The sequence below is a fragment of the Stenotrophomonas sp. 71799_Sma genome (assembly GCF_056482505.1).
Genome location: NZ_CM151202.1, coordinates 4,218,552 through 4,235,672 on the forward strand (window position 1 = coordinate 4,218,552; position 17,121 = coordinate 4,235,672).

The 17,121-nt window shown below is 66.2% G+C and carries 16 protein-coding genes; 8 read left to right on the plus strand and 8 right to left on the minus strand.

Annotated elements, in window-relative coordinates:
* Positions 1-11 precede the first annotated feature (11 nt).
* Positions 12-1,058 carry a rod shape-determining protein gene (locus ACZK4Z_RS19495; RefSeq protein WP_005419402.1) on the minus strand — a complete coding sequence of 349 codons (1,047 nt, stop codon included), beginning with the start codon at positions 1,056-1,058 and terminating at the stop codon, positions 12-14.
* A 283-nt stretch (positions 1,059-1,341) separates the two neighbouring features.
* Here ACZK4Z_RS19495 and ACZK4Z_RS19500 point away from each other — a divergent pair, with 283 nt between their 5' ends.
* On the plus strand, positions 1,342-2,280 hold the full coding sequence (locus ACZK4Z_RS19500) for a carbohydrate kinase family protein (protein ID WP_049463230.1): 939 nt from the start codon (positions 1,342-1,344) through the stop codon (positions 2,278-2,280).
* A gap of 137 nt (positions 2,281-2,417) precedes the next feature.
* On the opposite strand, the gene ACZK4Z_RS19505 is transcribed toward ACZK4Z_RS19500, so the two are convergent.
* The 4 genes from ACZK4Z_RS19505 to ubiE all read right to left on the minus strand — a co-directional run bounded on the left by ACZK4Z_RS19505 (position 2,418) and on the right by ubiE (position 6,809).
* Positions 2,418-3,041: an HAD family hydrolase gene (locus tag ACZK4Z_RS19505; RefSeq protein WP_478451562.1), complete on the minus strand. Its 624-nt coding sequence runs from the start codon at positions 3,039-3,041 to the stop codon at positions 2,418-2,420.
* Positions 3,041-3,772, minus strand: a complete 732-nt coding sequence (locus ACZK4Z_RS19510; RefSeq protein ID WP_019337678.1) for a hypothetical protein — start codon at positions 3,770-3,772, stop codon at positions 3,041-3,043. The genes ACZK4Z_RS19505 and ACZK4Z_RS19510 overlap by 1 nt, the downstream gene beginning before the upstream one ends.
* 123 nt (positions 3,773-3,895) lie before the next feature.
* Positions 3,896-5,824, minus strand: a complete 1,929-nt coding sequence (locus ACZK4Z_RS19515; RefSeq protein ID WP_125893445.1) for a M1 family metallopeptidase — start codon at positions 5,822-5,824, stop codon at positions 3,896-3,898.
* A 223-nt stretch (positions 5,825-6,047) separates the two neighbouring features.
* Positions 6,048-6,809 carry a bifunctional demethylmenaquinone methyltransferase/2-methoxy-6-polyprenyl-1,4-benzoquinol methylase UbiE gene (gene ubiE / locus ACZK4Z_RS19520; RefSeq protein WP_005411082.1) on the minus strand — a complete coding sequence of 254 codons (762 nt, stop codon included), beginning with the start codon at positions 6,807-6,809 and terminating at the stop codon, positions 6,048-6,050.
* An 80-nt stretch (positions 6,810-6,889) separates the two neighbouring features.
* On the opposite strand from ubiE, the gene ACZK4Z_RS19525 reads away from it, so the two are divergent.
* The 4 genes from ACZK4Z_RS19525 to ACZK4Z_RS19540 all read left to right on the plus strand — a co-directional run bounded on the left by ACZK4Z_RS19525 (position 6,890) and on the right by ACZK4Z_RS19540 (position 8,688).
* Positions 6,890-7,342, plus strand: a complete 453-nt coding sequence (locus ACZK4Z_RS19525; protein WP_125893443.1) for a nucleoside deaminase — start codon at positions 6,890-6,892, stop codon at positions 7,340-7,342.
* Between the two features lie 198 nt (positions 7,343-7,540).
* Positions 7,541-7,801 carry a hypothetical protein gene (locus ACZK4Z_RS19530; RefSeq protein ID WP_125893441.1) on the plus strand — a complete coding sequence of 87 codons (261 nt, stop codon included), beginning with the start codon at positions 7,541-7,543 and terminating at the stop codon, positions 7,799-7,801.
* Between the two features lie 75 nt (positions 7,802-7,876).
* On the plus strand, positions 7,877-8,203 hold the full coding sequence (locus ACZK4Z_RS19535) for a hypothetical protein (protein ID WP_014038526.1): 327 nt from the start codon (positions 7,877-7,879) through the stop codon (positions 8,201-8,203).
* A gap of 62 nt (positions 8,204-8,265) precedes the next feature.
* Positions 8,266-8,688, plus strand: coding sequence for a low affinity iron permease family protein (locus ACZK4Z_RS19540; protein ID WP_032129005.1), 423 nt, complete (start codon positions 8,266-8,268; stop codon positions 8,686-8,688).
* 142 nt (positions 8,689-8,830) lie between these two features.
* On the opposite strand, the gene smeF is transcribed toward ACZK4Z_RS19540, so the two are convergent.
* From smeF to smeD, 3 genes are all read right to left on the minus strand, one after another.
* The gene (gene smeF / locus ACZK4Z_RS19545; RefSeq protein WP_125893439.1) at positions 8,831-10,231 is read right to left on the minus strand and encodes a multidrug efflux RND transporter outer membrane subunit SmeF; all 1,401 of its coding nucleotides are present in this window, start codon (positions 10,229-10,231) and stop codon (positions 8,831-8,833) included.
* Positions 10,232-10,341: 110 nt separating this feature from the next.
* Complete coding sequence (smeE, locus tag ACZK4Z_RS19550; RefSeq protein ID WP_125893437.1) at positions 10,342-13,464, minus strand: multidrug efflux RND transporter permease subunit SmeE; 3,123 nt, start codon at positions 13,462-13,464, stop codon at positions 10,342-10,344.
* 12 nt (positions 13,465-13,476) lie between these two features.
* Positions 13,477-14,661: a multidrug efflux RND transporter periplasmic adaptor subunit SmeD gene (smeD, locus tag ACZK4Z_RS19555; protein ID WP_032129008.1), complete on the minus strand. Its 1,185-nt coding sequence runs from the start codon at positions 14,659-14,661 to the stop codon at positions 13,477-13,479.
* A 227-nt stretch (positions 14,662-14,888) separates the two neighbouring features.
* On the opposite strand from smeD, the gene smeT reads away from it, so the two are divergent.
* The 3 genes from smeT to ACZK4Z_RS19570 are packed head-to-tail and all read left to right on the plus strand — an operon-like array spanning position 14,889 to position 17,082.
* Positions 14,889-15,548, plus strand: a complete 660-nt coding sequence (smeT, locus tag ACZK4Z_RS19560) for an efflux transporter SmeDEF transcriptional repressor SmeT (protein ID WP_032129009.1) — start codon at positions 14,889-14,891, stop codon at positions 15,546-15,548.
* Entirely contained in the window at positions 15,545-16,054 is a 510-nt protein-coding gene (locus tag ACZK4Z_RS19565; RefSeq protein WP_125893435.1) for a MepB family protein, read from the plus strand. Before smeT ends, ACZK4Z_RS19565 begins: the two co-directional genes overlap by 4 nt.
* A gap of 35 nt (positions 16,055-16,089) precedes the next feature.
* Complete coding sequence (locus ACZK4Z_RS19570; protein WP_125893433.1) at positions 16,090-17,082, plus strand: Gfo/Idh/MocA family protein; 993 nt, start codon at positions 16,090-16,092, stop codon at positions 17,080-17,082.
* Positions 17,083-17,121 lie beyond the last annotated feature (39 nt).

Here is a 17,121-nt window from a genome sequence, read left to right on the forward strand (position 1 = left end):
GCCGGGACGGCTTATTCCGGCGCAAAGAACTCGTTGCCGTGCATGTCGACCAGCTCCAGCGCACGGCCACCGCCGCGGGCCACGCAGGTCAGCGGATCGTCCGCCACCTGCACGTGCAGGCCGGTTTCCTCGGAAATCAGGCGATCCAGGTCACGCAGCAGGGCGCCACCACCGGTCAGCACGATGCCGCGCTCGGCGACGTCGGCGCACAGTTCCGGCGGGGTCTGTTCCAGCGCCAGCTTGACCGCGCTGACGATGCCCGACAGCGGCTCGTGCAGGGCTTCAAGCACCTCGTTGGAGCTGATCTTGATCATCTTCGGCACGCCCTCGGCGAGGTTGCGGCCGGAGATTTCCATTTCGATCACTTCCGCCTGGGGGTAGGCACAGCCCAGCTCGACCTTGATGCGCTCGGCGGTGGCTTCACCGATCAGCATGCCGTGGTTGCGGCGCACGTAGTTGGTGATCGACTCGTCGAAGCGGTCGCCGCCGATGCGGACCGAGGCCGAATAGACGATGCCGTTGAGCGAGATCACCGCCACTTCGGTGGTGCCGCCGCCGATATCGATGACCATCGAGCCACGGGCTTCGGTAACCGGCATGCCGGCGCCGATCGCGGCGGCCATCGGTTCTTCGATCAGGAACACGTCACGGGCACCGGCTTCCTCGGCCGATTCCTTGATCGCGCGGCGCTCGACCTGGGTCGAGCCGGCCGGCACGCAGACCAGCACGCGCGGGCTCGGGCGCAGCACGCGCGACTTGTGCACCTTCTTGATGAAGTGCTTGAGCATCGCCTCGGTGTAGGTGAAGTCGGCGATGACGCCGTCCTTCATCGGGCGGATGGTGGTGATGTGGCCCGGGGTACGGCCAAGCATCTGCTTGGCTTCGGCGCCTACGGCTGCCACCGAGCGGGTGCCACCAATGGCACGGTCCTGACGCACGGCCACGACCGATGGCTCGTTCAGCACGATCCCCTGCCCGCGCACGTAGATGAGGGTGTTGGCCGTGCCCAGGTCGATGGACAGGTCATTGGAGAACATGCCACGGAGTTTCTTGAACATCTGAGGAAGGAGTCCTGAGGGGTGTCGTGCCCGCCGCGGGATGGCGAAAAAATGGGCAGAAATCGAGGCCGACAAGCCTAGCAACCCGCCTGCCGCCGAGCAAGGAAAAAACTAGCTGAACCCGCGTCTTCACAGGCTTTCGGCCTGATCGGGTCTCACCCGGTTCTGGCCCTGAGCGACACCAGCGGGTAACCTTTGCGCCGTCGGGCGCCCAAGGGCGCCGTTTGCTTGCCCGCCGAACCGGGCCGGCCCACCCCAAAATTCACCGCATAGGCTTACATCGATGTCCGCTCTGATCTGTGGTTCTCTTGCCTTCGACACCATCATGGTGTTCCCGGACCAGTTCAAGAATCACATCCTGCCGGACAAGGTGCACATCCTGAACGTGTCCTTCCTGGTCCCGCGCATGCGCCGCGAGTTCGGCGGCTGCGCCGGCAACATCGCCTACAACCTGCACCTGCTGGGCGGCCAGCCGATCCCGATGGGCACCGTGGGTTCGGACTTCGGCCCGTACCGCGAATACTTCGACGGCCTGGGCATCGACCTGTCGCGCGTGCGCGTGATTGATGAGCTGTTCACCCCGCAGGCGTTCATCACCACCGACCACGACAACAACCAGATCACCGCCTTCCACCCGGGCGCGATGATGCGCTCCTACGAGAACCACGTGCGTGGCGTACCGGGCGTGACTCTGGGGCTGGTCGGCCCGGACGGCCGCGAAGGCATGATCCAGAACGCGCAGGAATTCCACGAAGACGGTATTCCGTTCATCTTCGACCCGGGCCAGGCCATGCCGCTGTTCAACGGCCCGGAGCTGCGCGCCTTCATCGACCAGGCCGACTACGTGGTGGTCAACGACTACGAGTCGAACCTGCTGCAGGAGCGCACCGGCTGGGACGAGAAGGAGATCGTCAGCCGGGTCAAGGCCTACATCACCACCCGTGGCCCGAAGGGCGCGGTCATCCACACCCCGGAAAAGAGCTACGACATCCCCCCGGCGCACGAGCGCCGCGTGGTCGACCCGACCGGCTGTGGCGACGCATTCCGCGCCGGCCTGATCTACGGCATCCAGAAGGGCTACGACTGGCTGACCATCGGCCGCATGGGCAACCTGATGGGCGCGCTGAAGGTCGAGCACCCGGGCACGCAGAACCAGCGCTTCACCTTTGACGAGTTCAACGAGCAGTTCAAGCAGCAGTTCGGTTACGCGCTGGGCGCGTAAACGAACTGCCCGCGCACCCGCTCGGTGGGTGTCGACCTTGGTCGACACCCTGTGCCCTGGTAGGTGTCGACCTTGGTCGACACCCTGTGCCCTGGTAGGTGTCGACCTTGGTCGACACTGCCGGCCAGCGGCCGGCACTACCCCTTCTGCTGCCAGGCGGCCAACAGTGCACGGCAATCAGCGAAATGCCAGTCGGCACTGCCCGGCCACGGGTTCTCCGGCAGGTTGACAAGCACGGTATGGGTGCCCGCGGCGCGGCCGCACTCCAGGTCGTAGGCGTGGTCTCCCACCATCACCGCCTCTGCCGCCGCGATGCCCCAACGCTGCAGGTGCAGCTGCAGGCCATCCGGCGACGGCTTGGGCACCGCTTCATCGCGGCCGATGATGTCGGCATCGTCGAACAACGCCCCGACCCCGATCGCGTCCAGGGTCAGCTTCGCCAGCGCATGATCGTTGCGGGTCAGGATGCCCAGCCGGCAGCCCGCCGCCGACAGCGCGCGCAGCAGCTTCACCGCACCCGGCGCCGGCAGTGCCTCCTCGGCCAGCGCACGTTCGTGATCCAGCAGCCACTCGCGCTTGGCCTGCGCCGGCGCATCCGGCAGCGCTGCGATATGGTCGAGGATATCTTCCTCCGCGGCGATCTGCAGCGCGCGGCGGATCGCGGCGAAGTCATGCACGGCCACCGTCAGTGTGCCGTCCATGTCGAACACCCAGTGCCGGATCGCGGACAACGCGTGCACTGCGCTGCCCGCCGCAACCATCACTGCCACCACTGCGGCATGCGGCTGGCGTCGACACCACCGGTTTCGAACACGGCAGTACGCGTGCCGCCGGCCTTGACCGGGAACTCGATGCTGATCGACTTGCCCTTGCGCGCCAGCTTCCACAGTGCCTTCTGGTCGGTGATGAACAGCGCGATGGCTTCATCGGTCTTCGGGCGCCAGGCCGCCATGGAAATCGGCTTGCCGTCGTCCACGGTTACTTTCACCGTGCACTGCGGGCAACGGAAATCGCCGGCCTGCAGCACCAGGTAGGCATGCCGCTTCCACTCCGGATGATCGCGGAACACCAGCTGCACCGGCTTGGCACCGCTGCCATCCACGTCCACCCGTTCCTTGCTGTAGATCTGCGCCGAGACCTGGTTGCCCTTGTTGCCCACCGGGATCTGGTTGTACTGCCACAGCGCCTGCATGCGGCGCAGGTCGCGCGCAGCATCGCCCTTGGCCTTGACCTCGTCGAAGCCGGCGGCGATGCGCTCGGCGGCGGCGGTGTCCTTGTACTGGTCCAGCAGCGAGGCGCCATGCAGGCGCGCACGCTCCCAGTCCTGTGCTGCCACGGCCATGTCGTACTGCTTGGCCACGTCTTCGGCCTTGGCTTCCTTCTGTGCCTGCACGGCGGCTGCGGCGGCTTCCTGCGCCTTGCGCTCTTCCTCGGGGTTGCTGCAGGCAGCCAGGGCCAGGGTGCAGGCGGTGAGCAGGATCAGTCGTTTCATGGCGGAGGTCCTTCGTGTTTTCGCATTTCTGTAGAGTCGAGCCATGCTCGACTGGCGCTTCAACAGCAGTCGAGCATGGCTCGACTCTACAAAAAAGCGCCGGGGGGTGCCCGGCGCTTTTTCTTACTTGGCTTCAGCCTTGGACAGCATGTCCTGCACCGAGCCGGTGGTGATCGGGTGGTATCCCGGCTTGGCCTTTTCGAAGGCCTGCTTGGCCAGCTCCAGCCCCTTCGGCGTCTTCACCAGTTCAGCGTAGATCGGCATGATCAGCTTGCGACGGCCGACGCGCTCGATGAACGCAGCGGCCCCTTCGTTGGCCTGCTCGTAACCGCTGCGGATTGCCAGCGGGTACCAGCGCATGGCGATCTCGCCATTCGGGGTGCCGGTGAAGTGGAACGCCTTGTCCAGCGTGGCCAGCTTGTCCAGCGGCTGGGTCGCGCCCAGGCCGTCGATGAAGCGCACCCATTCCTGCGTGCTCCAGTCGGCGATGACCTGGCTGCTCGGCACGGTGCCGGCGCTGGCAAACGCGATGCGCGCGGTATCGACGCTGCTGAAGTTGCGCGACTGCGCCTTGGCCGCGAACGCCGGGATGCCCGGCTCGTCCAGCCATGCCTTCAGTTCGGCCTCGGTCACTGCCGACGGATTCTTCGGCAGCAGGTTCTTCTTCAGGTACTCGACGAACTGGTCGGTGTTCGCGCTCTGGAAGGCGTGGTCATCGAACCAGCCACGCAGGAACGGATCGAAGGTTTCGCGGCCGAAGCGCTGCTCCAGGAATTCCAGGAACCACGAACCCTTGACGTAGGCGACCTGGCTGAGGGCTTCGTCGGGGTCACGCTCGTTCAGCGGCGGCAGCGCCAGCGCCTGGTCGGCCGGGCTCATGTCCTTCACTTCGGCCAGCAGGTCGGTCTGGTCGATCTGCTTCTCCATCTCGGCCATCTCCTTGCCGTACAGAGCTTCGGTGATGCGGCCCTGGACGTAGGTGGTGAAGCCTTCATTGAGCCAGATGTCCTTCCAGCTGGCGTTGGTCACCAGGTTGCCCGACCAGCTGTGCGCCAGTTCGTGGGCGACCAGCGAGACCAGCGACTTGTCACCGACGATCACGGTCGGGGTGGCGAAGGTCAGGCGCGGGTTCTCCATGCCGCCGAACGGGAATGACGGCGGCAGCACCAGCATGTCGTAGCGGCCCCAGCGGTATTCGCCGTACAGCTTCTCGGCGGCACCGATCATCTTCTCGGTGTCTTCGAACTCCTTGGCGGCCTTGTTGACCATGGTCGGCTCGGCCCAGACGCCGGAGCGGCCGGAGATCGGCTCGAACACCAGGTCGCCGGCGGCGATGGCCAGCAGGTACGACGGAATCGGCTGCGGCATCTTGAAGGTGTAGTCACCGTCACGCGCGGCCTTCGGATCGTTGTCGGCGCTCATCAGCACCATCACGTCCGGGCGCGAGACCACGTGCGCGCTGTAGGTGAAGCGCACGCTCGGGGTGTCCTGCAGCGGCACCCAGGAACGGGCGTGGATGGCCTGCGACTGGCTGAACATGAAGGGCAGCTTCTTACCCTCGGTCATCGACGGTGCCAGCCACTGCAGGCCCGAGGCGGTCGGCGCGGTGTGGTAGGTCACTTCCACCTTGGCCGGCTGTTCCGGGGCTTCGATGGTCAGCTTGCTGCCGAACACCTTGTCAGCGGCGGCCAGCTCGAACTTCAACGGGCTGCGCGCGCCATCGGCAGCGACGGCCTCGACCTTGGACACGGTCAGCTCGCGGGTGTCGAGCACCAGCTGCTTGGCGTCCTTCTGCTTCCATTCCAGGGTGTAGGTGGCGGTGCCGCCGATCTGCTTCTGGTCGAAGTCCAGCTTCAGATCCAGCGCGATGTCCTTGATGACGACCTTGTCCGGCTCGGCGTACGAGCTTTCGTCGTGGCTGCGGTTCTCGGCGTTCACGGGGGCGGCGGGGGCCTTGGCGGCAGTCGGGGCGGCGGCGGGTGCAGCCGCCTCCTGGGAGCAGCCGGCGGCCAGGGCCACGGCCAGCGGAAGGAGCATCAGCGGATTACGCATGAATCGGGACCGTTACGGGGATCAGACCCCCAATGGTAACTCCCTCCGGCCCCGCAGGCGTTGCGCGGTGCGGGGTAATGGCGGGCGGGGCCGATCCTGCGCCTCCGGCGCATGCCAACCAAGGTTGGCTTCTACAGGTAGGTGCCAACCTTGGTTGGCACGGATCTTTCATCGCTCGCGGCCGGCGTGTGCCAACCAAGGTTGGTACCTACCAGAGCAGGAACTACAGCTTGTAGCCGGAGTGGATCGAGACGATGCCGCCGGTCAGGTTCTTGTAGTGGCAGCGCTCGAAGCCGGCCTGCCCCATCATCGCCTTCAGCTCATCCTGCGGCGGGTGCTTGCGGATGCTCTCGGCCAGGTACTGGTAGCTGTCCGAATCATTGGCGAACAGCTTGCCCAGCTTGGGCAGGATCTTGAACGAGTGGAAGTCGTAGATCGGCTTGAACCAGTCGGCGGTGACTTCGGAGAATTCCAGCACGCGGGCCTGGCCACCCACCTTCAGCACGCGGTACATCTCGCGCAGGCCAGCGTCCTTGTCGGTCACGTTGCGCAGGCCGAAGGCGATGGTCACCAGGTCGAAGCTGTTGTCCGGGAACGGCAGGGCTTCGGCGTTGCACTGCACATAGTCCAGGCCGAGCACGAGGCCGCGGTTGGTCAGGCGGTCGCGGCCGACCGACAGCATGCCGGCGTTGATGTCGCCCAGCACCACCGAGCCCTCGGCGCCGACGCGCTCCTTCAGCAGCGCGGCGATATCGCCGGTGCCGCCTGCCAGGTCGAGCACACGGTCGCCCGGCTTCACCTGCGCGGTCGCCACGTAGTAGCGCTTCCACGCCCGGTGCACGCCCAGGCTCATCAGGTCGTTCATCAGGTCGTAGTTGCGCGCGACCGAGGTGAACACCTGGCCGACCAGCTTCTGCTTGTCCTTGGCGGCGACGTCGCGGAACCCGAAATGGGTGGTACCGGCTTTGTAGGGGGATTCGCTCATGGCCCCGATTATCGCACCGCCGGGGGCCAGCGGCACCCCCTGCCCGTATCATGGCGGGCCACGACTTACCGGAGCCCCGCATGATCACCACGCCCGACTACCAGGCCCTGCTGCAGACCGCCATCGCCGAAGCCCGCCAGGGCCTGGCCGAGGGCGGCGTGCCGATCGGCGCGGCGCTGTACCACAACGACGGCCGCCTGCTCGGCTGCGGCCACAACCGCCGGGTGCAGGAAGGCGACCCGTCGGTACACGGCGAGACCGATGCGTTCCGCAAGGCCGGCCGCCAGCGCCGCTACCAGGACACCATCATGGTCACCACCCTGGCGCCGTGCTGGTACTGCTCGGGCCTGGTGCGCCAGTTCAACATCGGCACCGTAGTGGTGGGCGAATCGCGCACCTTCCAGGGCGGCATCGACTGGCTGCGGGAAAACGGCGTCAACGTGATCGACCTGGACAGCCAGGAATGCGTGGACCTGCTGGGCGGCTTCGTTGCGCAGTACCCGGAGATCTGGAACGAAGACATCGGTGAATGATCACCACGCAGTGTGCTGTTGAACCCGCTTAATGAACGCTTCAGTGCCGGCACGCCCTAGTGCCGGCAGCGTTTGCGGCCAATGCCGTGAACCTGTGCACAGTCAGCTGCGCTGCGTGCACACGCTGCGGTAACACCCCACCCCGCTGCCGCGCCTAGGGTGGGGTTACCGGGACTTCCTTCCCCGGCGGAGCCAGCCATGTGCGCGCACGCCGTACGCCCCACGCCCGACTCGATCCTCGACGCCATCCGCAAGCGCCTGCAGCAGCAGTACGCGCTGCACCAGCGTGGAGCACTGTTCTGGACTGCCTACCAGGGCCTGCAGCTGGAACTGGTGCGCGGCCACCCGCTCGACCATGAGCGCCTGTGCAATGCAATGGCCGACATGGCCGAAGACCTCGGCGCGGTCGAGCATGCGCAACTGATAGGCAATCGCAACGCCGGCTGCACATCGCGCTGACGCGGCTTCCACTGCCGCATCGGCCACACTCGGATGAACCCCCACTCCCTTTCCACTCAACCGAACTGGATTGTCATGCACGCTGAAGTCCCCACCATTCCCCCGGTCATCAACGTTGACGCCGAGCTTGACCACTGGCGCCGCCAGCATGCCGACGGCGCACTACCGCACAACTCGTTCGGCTCCTACGTGCCGTGGATCAAGTTCGCCTGTGATTCGCTGATCACCCAGCCGCGCGCCAGCAATGCGCAGCGCGACGAGATGTTCCAGACCCAGTACGCCCTGCAGATCATGCCGCGCCTGAGCGAAGCCCAGGCCCGCGAATTCGTCGACCGTTGCTGGCAGCACGTCTACCAGACCAGCCCGGTGCGCCTGCAGGACGCCCCGCGCCTGCGCGCCTGAGCTGCACGGCCCCTGCACGAGCCACCGCCGATCATCCTCGTCACCTGAGTGGGACGACGACGATGAAAGCACGCAACCTGTTCAATACGATCGCCAAGAAGGCCGCGGCCGCCACCGGCTCGCCGTGGACCTTCCTGGCCGCGGTAGCGATCGTGGTGATCTGGGGCATCAGTGGCCCGGTATTCGGTTTCAACGACACCTGGCAGCTGGTGATCAACACCGGTACTACCATCATCACCTTCCTGATGGTGTTCCTGATCCAGCACACACAGAACGCAGATACCGCCGCGATGCAGATCAAGCTGGACGAGCTGATCCGCGCGACGGCCGAAGCCAACAACGAACTGTTGGATCTGGAAGAACTGGACGAGGAGCGGCTGGAAGAGATCCGGCGCGAGTACGAGCAGATGGCGCGCGAGGCTGGCGACGCGCTGGCGCGTGTGCGCGCCTGCCATGCAGCGCGGCGCGACGATGAAGCGGTGTAGCAGGCCCTGAAATGACAATGCCGGCCCGCGGCCGGCATTACCCTCGATCTCCAGGTAGGTGCCAACCTTGGTTGGCACAGGGCCAGCCGCCTGCGCTGACGCATCCGTGCCAACCAAGGTTGGCACCTACCAGAAGCACTGCTTACCCGCGCTCGTGCCAGCCGCCGCCCAGCACCTTGTACAGGGTGATGCGGTTGGCCTGCTGGGCCAGCTGCGCCTGCAGCTGGGTCTGCTGCGCGTTGTAGGCGGTACGGCGCGCATCAAGCAGGGTCACGAAGCTGTCCAGGCCAGCGTCGTAGCGTGCCTGCGACAGGCGGTTGGCCTGTTCGGCCGCTTCCACCAGGCGCTGCTGTGAACTCACCTGCTCATCCAGACTGACGTTCAACGCCAGCGCATCGGCGGTTTCGCGGAAGCCCACCTGGATCGACTTCTCGTACTGCGCCAGCGCAATGTCACGGTCCGCATTGGCGATGGCCAGATTGGCGCGCAGCTTGCCGCCCTGGAAGATCGGCAGCGTGATCTTCGGCAGGAAGCTCCACACGCGGGTCCCGCTGTCGAACAGGTTGGACAGTTCGCTCGAACCACTACCGATGCTGCCGGTCAGCGAGATGCTCGGGAAGAACGCCGCGCGTGCCGCACCGATGTTGGCGTTGGCCGCCAGCAGCTGGTGTTCGGCGGCCATGATGTCCGGGCGCTGCAGCAACACGTCGCTGGGCAGGCCGGCCGGCGGCGGTGCCAGTGCCAGCAGCTGCGGTTCGATGCTGTCCGGCAGCAGTGCTGGATCCAACTGGCCACCGGCCAGCAGCGCCAGCGCATTGCGGTCCTGGGCCAGCTGGCCACGCAGGCGTGCAGCATCCGTACGTGCGGTCTCGACCAGGGTACGGGTCTGGGTCAGCTCCAGCGCCGAACTGCCACCACGCTCGTGGCGGGCCTCGGCCAGGCGCAGCGAATCCTCGTAGGTCTTCAGCGTGGCATCGGCGATCTTCAGCCGCTGCGCATCAGCCCCGTAGGTCAGCCACGCCGTGGCGGTCTCGGCCACCAGGCTCAGCTGCGCGTTGCGGCGGTTGGCGGCCACGGCGAAGTACTGCTGCAGCGCCGCTTCACTGAGATTGCGCACGCGGCCGAACAGATCCAGCTCGAACTCGGCTACGCCGACACCGGCGGTGAACTGCTCGGTGACACCGGCGTCGGTACCACGGCGGTCCATCTGACCGGTGACGGCCACGCCGGGCACACGGTCGGCGCGCTGTACGCGGTACTGGCCGCGCGCGCGTTCAACGTTGAGTACGGCCACGCGCAGGTCGCGGTTGTTCTGCAGCGACTGGTCGATCACCTGCTGCAGGCGCGCATCGGTGAAGAAGTCGCGCCAGCCGACGGCGGCGACATCGGCCACCTCGCCCTGCGCGGCCTCGGCCGGCCACTGCGCCGGAATGGCCGGAGCAACGGCGGTGTTCTTCGGCACCAGGGTGGAACAGCCGGCCAGCGCGAGCGCGGCGGCAATGGAAAGGAACAGGGATGCACTTTTCATGGGAATGACTTCCATCGGTACTGCCGGATGGCAGGAGGTAGTGCCGGCCGCTGGCCGGCAACCTCGTTGGATTCACATCACGCGGGCAGTAGGTGCCGGCCAGCGGCCGGCACTACCGTTTCAGGTCACGTCGTGGACTTGCGCTTGAACACGCGCTGCACCACCACGAAGAACAGCGGCACGAAGAACACGCCGAGCACGGTGCCGACGATCATGCCGCCAAGCACGCCGGTGCCGATCGCCTGCTTGGCACCGGAGCCGGCACCGGTGGAGATTGCCAGCGGCACCACGCCCATGCCGAAGGCCAGCGAGGTCATCACGATCGGGCGCAAGCGGTCGCGCACGGCGTGCATGATCGACTCGATCAGGCTGGCCCCCTTCTCCAGGTTTTCCTTGGCGAACTCGACGATCAGGATCGCGTTCTTGCTGGTCAGGCCCACCGTGGTCAGCATCGCCACCTGGAAGTAGATGTCGCGCTCCAGGCCCTTGAAGGTGTTGGCCAGCACCGCGCCGAGGATACCCAGCGGGGCCGCCAGCAGCACCGCGGTCGGCACGCTCCAGCTTTCATACATCGCGGCCAGGCACAGGAACACGATCATCAGCGACAGCGTGTACAACAGCGGCGTCTGCGAGCCGGCCTGGCGTTCCTGGTAGGACATCGCCGTCCACTCGATGCCGAAGCCCGCCGGCAGCTGCTTGGCCAGCTGTTCGATCTCGGCCATGGCATCACCGGACGCGACACCCGGGGCCGGTTCGCCCTGGATTTCCATCGCCGACACACCGTTGTAGCGCTCAAGACGCGGCGAACCGTAGTCCCAGTGCTTGGTGGCGAACGCGCTGAACGGCACCATCTCGCCCTTGTCGTTCTTCACGGACCACAGATCGAAGTCCTCCGGCACCATGCGGAACGGCTGGTCGGCCTGCACGAACACACGCTTGACGCGGCCACGATCGACGAAGTCGTCGATGTACGAGCTGCCCCATGCGGCGGCCAAGGTACCGTTGATCTGGTCGATCGACAGCCCCAGCGAGGTCGCCTTGGCTGCATCGATGTCGATGCGGAACTGCGGCGTGTCTTCCTGGCCGTTCGGGCGCACGTTGGCCAGCTTCTTGCTGCCGGCGGCGAGGCCCAGCAGCTGGTTGCGCGCGGCCACCAGTGCCTCGTGCCCCTGGCCGCTGTTGTCCTTCAGGAAGAAGGTGTAGCCCGACGCGGTACCCAGTTCCGGAATGGCCGGCGGCGGGAAGGCGAAGATGAAGGCATCCTTGATCTGGCCCAGTGCCGCCATCGCGCGACCGGTGATCGGCATCACGCCATTGTCGGCGTCACGCTCGCTCCAGTCCTTCAGCTTGACGAATGCCATGCCCGCGTTCTGGCCCATGCCGGCGAAGCTGAAGCCCTGCACCGAGAACACCGAGTCCACCGCATCCTTCTCGTTCTGCAGGAAGTGGTTTTCCAGTGCCGCGATCGATTCCAGCGTACGTTCCTGGGTGGCACCGACCGGCGCCTGCACCAGCGCCATCAGCACGCCCTGGTCTTCGTTGGGCAGGAACGAGCTGGGCAGGCGCACGAACAGCACGCCCATCAGCACGAACAGTGCCGCCACGATGCCCATGAAGCGCCACGGACGGTGGATGATGCCGCGCACGCCGCGCTGGTAGCTTTCGCTGGTGCGGTCGAAGCCGCGGTTGAAACCGTTGAAGAAGCGACCGGACCAGCCCTTGTGTGCGACGTGGTGCTCACCCTTCTTCAGCGGCTTGAGCATGGTCGCGCACAGCGCCGGGGTCAGCACGATCGCGACCAGCACCGACAGCGCCATCGCCGAAACGATCGTGGCCGAGAACTGGCGGTAGATCACGCCGGTGGAGCCGCTCATGAAGGCCATCGGCACGAACACCGCCGACAGCACCAGGCCGATACCCACCAGCGCGCCGGTGATCTGGCCCATCGACTTGCGGGTGGCCTCAAGCGGCGACAGTCCTTCCTCGGACATGATGCGCTCGACGTTCTCCACCACCACGATGGCATCGTCCACCAGCAGGCCGATCGCCAGCACCATCGCGAACATGGTCAGCATGTTCACCGAGAAGCCCAGCATCGCCAGCACGCCGAAGGTACCCAGCAGCACCACCGGAACGGCGATGGTCGGGATCAGGGTGGCGCGGAAGTTCTGCAGGAACAGGTACATCACCACGAACACCAGCACGATCGCTTCGATCAGGGTCTGCACCACGCCCTTGATCGACACGCGCACGAACGGGGTGGTGTCGTACGGGATCTCGGCCTTCAGGCCGGCCGGGAAGAAGCTCTTCATGTCCTGCAGCGCGGCATCCACGCCGGCCGCGGTATCCAGCGCGTTGGCGCCGGTGGCCAGGGTGACCGCCAGGCCGCTGGCCGGCTGGCCGTTGTAGCGGGTGACGAAGTCGTAGGACTCTGCACCCAGTTCGACGCGGGCGACATCGCCCAGGCGCAGTTCGGCACCGTCCTGCGCGCCGCGCACGATGATGTTGCGGAACTGTTCCGGGGTCTGCAGGCGCGACTGCGCATTGATGGTGGCGTTGAGCTGCTGGCCCTTGATCGACGGCGCGCCGCCGAGCTGGCCGATGGCCACCTGGGCGTTCTGTGCCTTGATCGCTGCGGTCACTTCCGCAACCGACAGGCCATAGGTATGCAGCTTGTTCGGGTCCAGCCAGATGCGCATGGCGTACTTGCCACCGAACACCTGGATGTTGCCCACGCCCGGCACGCGGCTCAGACGGTCGACGACATTGGAACCGACGTAGTCGGCGATGTCGTTGGCGTCCATGCTGCCGTTCTCGGACACGAACGCGATGACGTTCAGGAAGCCCGAGCTGGACTTGGCCACGTTGATGCCCTGCCGCTGCACTTCCTGCGGCAGCAGCGGCATGGCCAGCTGCAGCTTGTTCTGCACCTGCACCTGGGCGATGTCCGGGTTGGTGCCGCTCTCGAAGGTCAGGGTGATGGTGGCCTGGCCGTTGGACGAGCTGTTGGAGGAGAAATAGATCAGGCCATCAAGGCCCTTCATGTTCTGCTCGATGATCTGCGTCACCGAGTCCTCGACCACCTTGGCCGATGCACCCGGGTAGGTGGCGCTGATTTCCACCGCCGGCGGTGCGACGTTGGGGTACATCGAGACCGGCAGCTTGAACAGGGCCAGGCCGCCGGCGAGCATGATGATGATGGCGATCACCCATGCAAAGATGGGTCGATCGATGAAAAAGCGTGCCATGGGGTTCTCCGCTTACTTCGCGTCGCCGGCCGGAGCGGCAGGCTGGGCGGCCGCTGCCGGCTTGGCCGGAGCAGCGCCCTTCTCGGTGGCCTTGACCGGCATGCCGGGGCCGATCTTCTGCAGGCCTTCGACAATCACCTTGTCGCCGGCCTTCAGACCGTCCTCGACCAGCCACTTGTCGCCGACCGTGCGGCTGACCTTGACCGGGCGCACTTCGACCTTGTTGTCCTTGTCGACCACCATCGCGGAGGTGTCACCCTTCGGATCGCGGGCGATGCCGGCCATCGGCACCAGCACTGCATCGCTGCGCACGCCGCCACCGATCACCGCTCGCACGTACGTGCCCGGCATCAGCAGGCCGTCCGGATTGTCCACCTTCACGCGCAGGCCGAAGCTGCCAGTGGCCGGGTCGACGCTGACTTCGGAGAACTCCAGCGTGCCCTTGTGCTCGAAGGTGCTGCCGTCTTCCATCAGGATGCTGACCGGCAGCGTCTGGTTGTCCTGCAGGCGGCCCGCGGCCAGCTCGCGGCGAAGCTGCAGCAGCTCGGCCGAGGACTGGGTCAGGTCCACATAGATCGGGTCCAGCTGCTGCACGGTGGCCAGTGCATTGGCCTGGCCGGCGCTGACCAGCGCACCCTGGGTGACGCTGGACTTGCCGATGCGGCCGCTGATCGGCGCGGTGATGCGGGCGTAGCCCAGAGTGACGTTGGCCGCATCCAGCGAGGCCTTGGCGGCGCCGACGTCGGCCTCGGCCTGCTTCTGCGCGGCCACCGCGTTTTCCAGGTCCTGCTGGCTGACCGCATCAACCTTGGCCAGCTCGGTGATGCGCTTGGCGCTCAGGCGCGCGGCGTTGGCGGTGGCCTCGGCACGCGCCAGCTGGGCACGGGCACTGTTGGCCTGTGCGCGGTAGCTGGCGTCCTCGATCTGGTACAGCGGCTCGCCGGCCTTGACCATGCCGCCCTCGGTGAACAGGCGCTTGGCGACGATGCCGTTGACCTGCGGACGCACTTCGGCGACCAGGAAGGCGTTGGTACGGCCCGGCAGCTCGCGGGTCAGGCCCACGGTCTCGGACTTCAGCGTGACCACGGTGACGTCACCCGGGCCCTGTTCGGGGGCCTGGGGTTGGCCGCCGCAGGCAGCCACGGTCGCGGCGATTGCCAGCGACAGTGCAAAGGGTCGGATTCGGCTCAGCAACATGACGGAAAGGCTCTTGAAGGAAAGGGTCTCAGCCAGCGCTGATACGGCGGACCCTCCACCAGCGAAGGTGAAGACCGTGCGAACAGCGCCCACCCGGGTGGAGTGGGAGCCGGACGGGCCTGCCACGCACACGACGGGAATGATGGGTGCGAAATATACATACATGCTTGTTTGTTTGTAAACCGGTACAATTCAGCCACGTTTCACCCGCACTCGTACCCACACCCATGGCCCGCAAGACCAAAGAGGACACCCAGGCAACCCGGGAAGGCATCCTTGACGCCGCCGAAGCCTGCTTCCATGAACACGGCGTGGCCCGTACCACGCTGGAGATGATCGGTGCCCGCGCCGGCTATACCCGTGGCGCGGTGTACTGGCACTTCAAGAACAAGAGCGAGGTGCTGGCCGCGATCGTCGAACGGGTGCACCTGCCCTTCATGCAGGAACTGGAGCGCACCTCCACCGACCAGCGCGACACACCGGTGCACGACCTGCGCGCAGTGATGATCCACTCGTTCATCGAGCTGTCCGAGGACGAACGCCTGCGCAAGACCATGGAGATCATGCTGCGCAGCGACGCCTCGGCCGATACCAAGGTGCTGACCGAAATGCAGCAGGCCGGCTTCCGCGACGCGCTGGACCGGATGGAGCGCGCCCTGCGCCGGGCCCAGGACCTGGGCCAGCTGCGCGAAGGCGCGGACCCGAAGATCGCCGCGCGCATGCTGCACGCCACTGTGCTGGGCGTACTGCATGGCGCGATGGTCGAACCGGAACTGATGGACCTCAAGCGCGACGGCATGCTTGCGCTGGACATGACCCTGGCCGCCTACGTGAAAGAAGGCGTGTTCGTGCCCGGAACGGTGCCCGAGCCGCTGCCCGAAGCATGAGCGGCATTGCTGCCGCCACTGCGGCACTGCACGATCTCTACCTGCCCGCAGGGCTGCAGTTGACCGGACCGATCGTGGCGGAAGCGGAAAGCGCAGAGTACGGTGCCTGCCGCTTTACCCTTGAGGGTCACAGCATCGTGTTCCGCGTCGCGAAGATCACCCCCACCAAGACCGGCCAGTTCGTAACCCTGTGGAAGCGCCCCGCCCCCGGTTCTGATATCGCTCCATTGGATGCAGCCGATGCTGTGCACTTCGTGGTGATCGCGGTCTTCGACGGAACACAGCGCGGGCAGTTCATCTTCAGTCGTGACCTGCTGATCGAGCGCGGCGTGATGTCGCGCGATGGCGAGGGCGGAAAGCGCGCCCTCCGTGTCTATCCGCCGTGGAGCACGCCGACCGCAAAGGACGCGATCCGGACCCGGCAGTGGCAGCTTCGTTGCTTCCTGCCCACCGGCGCCGATGTCTCCGCCTCCGCCGGTGATCGATTACGCTCACTGTTGGGTTGAACCCGGCGGACCTTCCCTTTTCTGGACGCATCGTGATGATCCTGGACAACGTGGTGTGGGGCTTCATCGGCTGTGGCAGCGTCACCGAGAAGAAGAGCGGGCCGGCCCTGGCCAACACGCCGGGCTCACGGGTGGCAGCGGTCATGCGCCGCAATGCGGCGTTGGCCGAGGATTATGCGCGGCGCCATGCGATTCCCCGCTGGTACGCGGACGCCGATGCACTCATCGCCGACCCGGAAGTGAACGCGATCTACGTTGCGACGCCGCCCTCCACGCACATGCACTACGCGTTGCAGGCGATTGCCGCGGGCAAGCCGGTCTACATAGAAAAGCCGATGGCCATGGATCACGCGGAATGCGAACGCGTGCTGGAGGCCAGCGCGCGCAGCGGCGTGCCGGTGTTCGTGGCCTACTACCGCCGCGCCCTGCCCCGCTTCGCGCAGGTGAAGCAGCTGCTGGACAGCGGCACGATCGGCACGCCGCGCAGCGTGCGCGCCACCCTGCACCGGCCGCATTCGGCGAACGCTGCATCGCCGGACTTCTGGCGGACCAACCCGGCGATCGCCGGCGGCGGGCTGTTCGTCGATCTGGGCTCGCACACCCTGGACCTGCTGGATCATCTGCTGGGGCCGCTGAGCGATGTGCGTGGCCTGGCCAGTTCGCAGGCAGGCGCGTATGCCGCCGAGGACAGCGTCTCGATGTGCTTCCGCACCGGGACGGGGGCGCACGGCATCGCGCAATGGAGTTTCTGCGCGTTCCGCCGCCAGGATGAGATCGAGATCACCGGCGATCGCGGACAACTGCGCTTTGCCACCTTCGAGGACGTTCCGGTGGTTCTGGAGACGGAAGCGGGCGTGCAGGCGTTCGACATCCCGAACCCGCCATCGATCCAGCAACCGTTGATTGCCTCCCTTGTGGACGAACTGCGCGGCAACGGCCACTCGCCATCGAACGGCATCAGCGCCGCCCGCACCAGCGCGGTGATCGACCAGGTGCTGCAGGCCTACCGCACACGGCACTCGCGCTGACTGCCAAAGCAGAAGGCCGCCTTTCGGCGGCCTCATGCT

Coding starts and splice junctions, on each gene's coding strand:
- ACZK4Z_RS19495 (WP_005419402.1), bottom strand. CDS start 1,058: ATGTTCAAGAAACTCCGTGGCATGTTCTCCAATGACCTGTCCATCGAC.
- ACZK4Z_RS19500 (WP_049463230.1), top strand. CDS start 1,342: ATGTCCGCTCTGATCTGTGGTTCTCTTGCCTTCGACACCATCATGGTG.
- ACZK4Z_RS19505 (WP_478451562.1), bottom strand. CDS start 3,041: ATGGTTGCGGCGGGCAGCGCAGTGCACGCGTTGTCCGCGATCCGGCAC.
- ACZK4Z_RS19510 (WP_019337678.1), bottom strand. CDS start 3,772: ATGAAACGACTGATCCTGCTCACCGCCTGCACCCTGGCCCTGGCTGCC.
- ACZK4Z_RS19515 (WP_125893445.1), bottom strand. CDS start 5,824: ATGCGTAATCCGCTGATGCTCCTTCCGCTGGCCGTGGCCCTGGCCGCC.
- ubiE (WP_005411082.1), bottom strand. CDS start 6,809: ATGAGCGAATCCCCCTACAAAGCCGGTACCACCCATTTCGGGTTCCGC.
- ACZK4Z_RS19525 (WP_125893443.1), top strand. CDS start 6,890: ATGATCACCACGCCCGACTACCAGGCCCTGCTGCAGACCGCCATCGCC.
- ACZK4Z_RS19530 (WP_125893441.1), top strand. CDS start 7,541: ATGTGCGCGCACGCCGTACGCCCCACGCCCGACTCGATCCTCGACGCC.
- ACZK4Z_RS19535 (WP_014038526.1), top strand. CDS start 7,877: ATGCACGCTGAAGTCCCCACCATTCCCCCGGTCATCAACGTTGACGCC.
- ACZK4Z_RS19540 (WP_032129005.1), top strand. CDS start 8,266: ATGAAAGCACGCAACCTGTTCAATACGATCGCCAAGAAGGCCGCGGCC.
- smeF (WP_125893439.1), bottom strand. CDS start 10,231: ATGGAAGTCATTCCCATGAAAAGTGCATCCCTGTTCCTTTCCATTGCC.
- smeE (WP_125893437.1), bottom strand. CDS start 13,464: ATGGCACGCTTTTTCATCGATCGACCCATCTTTGCATGGGTGATCGCC.
- smeD (WP_032129008.1), bottom strand. CDS start 14,661: ATGTTGCTGAGCCGAATCCGACCCTTTGCACTGTCGCTGGCAATCGCC.
- smeT (WP_032129009.1), top strand. CDS start 14,889: ATGGCCCGCAAGACCAAAGAGGACACCCAGGCAACCCGGGAAGGCATC.
- ACZK4Z_RS19565 (WP_125893435.1), top strand. CDS start 15,545: ATGAGCGGCATTGCTGCCGCCACTGCGGCACTGCACGATCTCTACCTG.
- ACZK4Z_RS19570 (WP_125893433.1), top strand. CDS start 16,090: ATGATCCTGGACAACGTGGTGTGGGGCTTCATCGGCTGTGGCAGCGTC.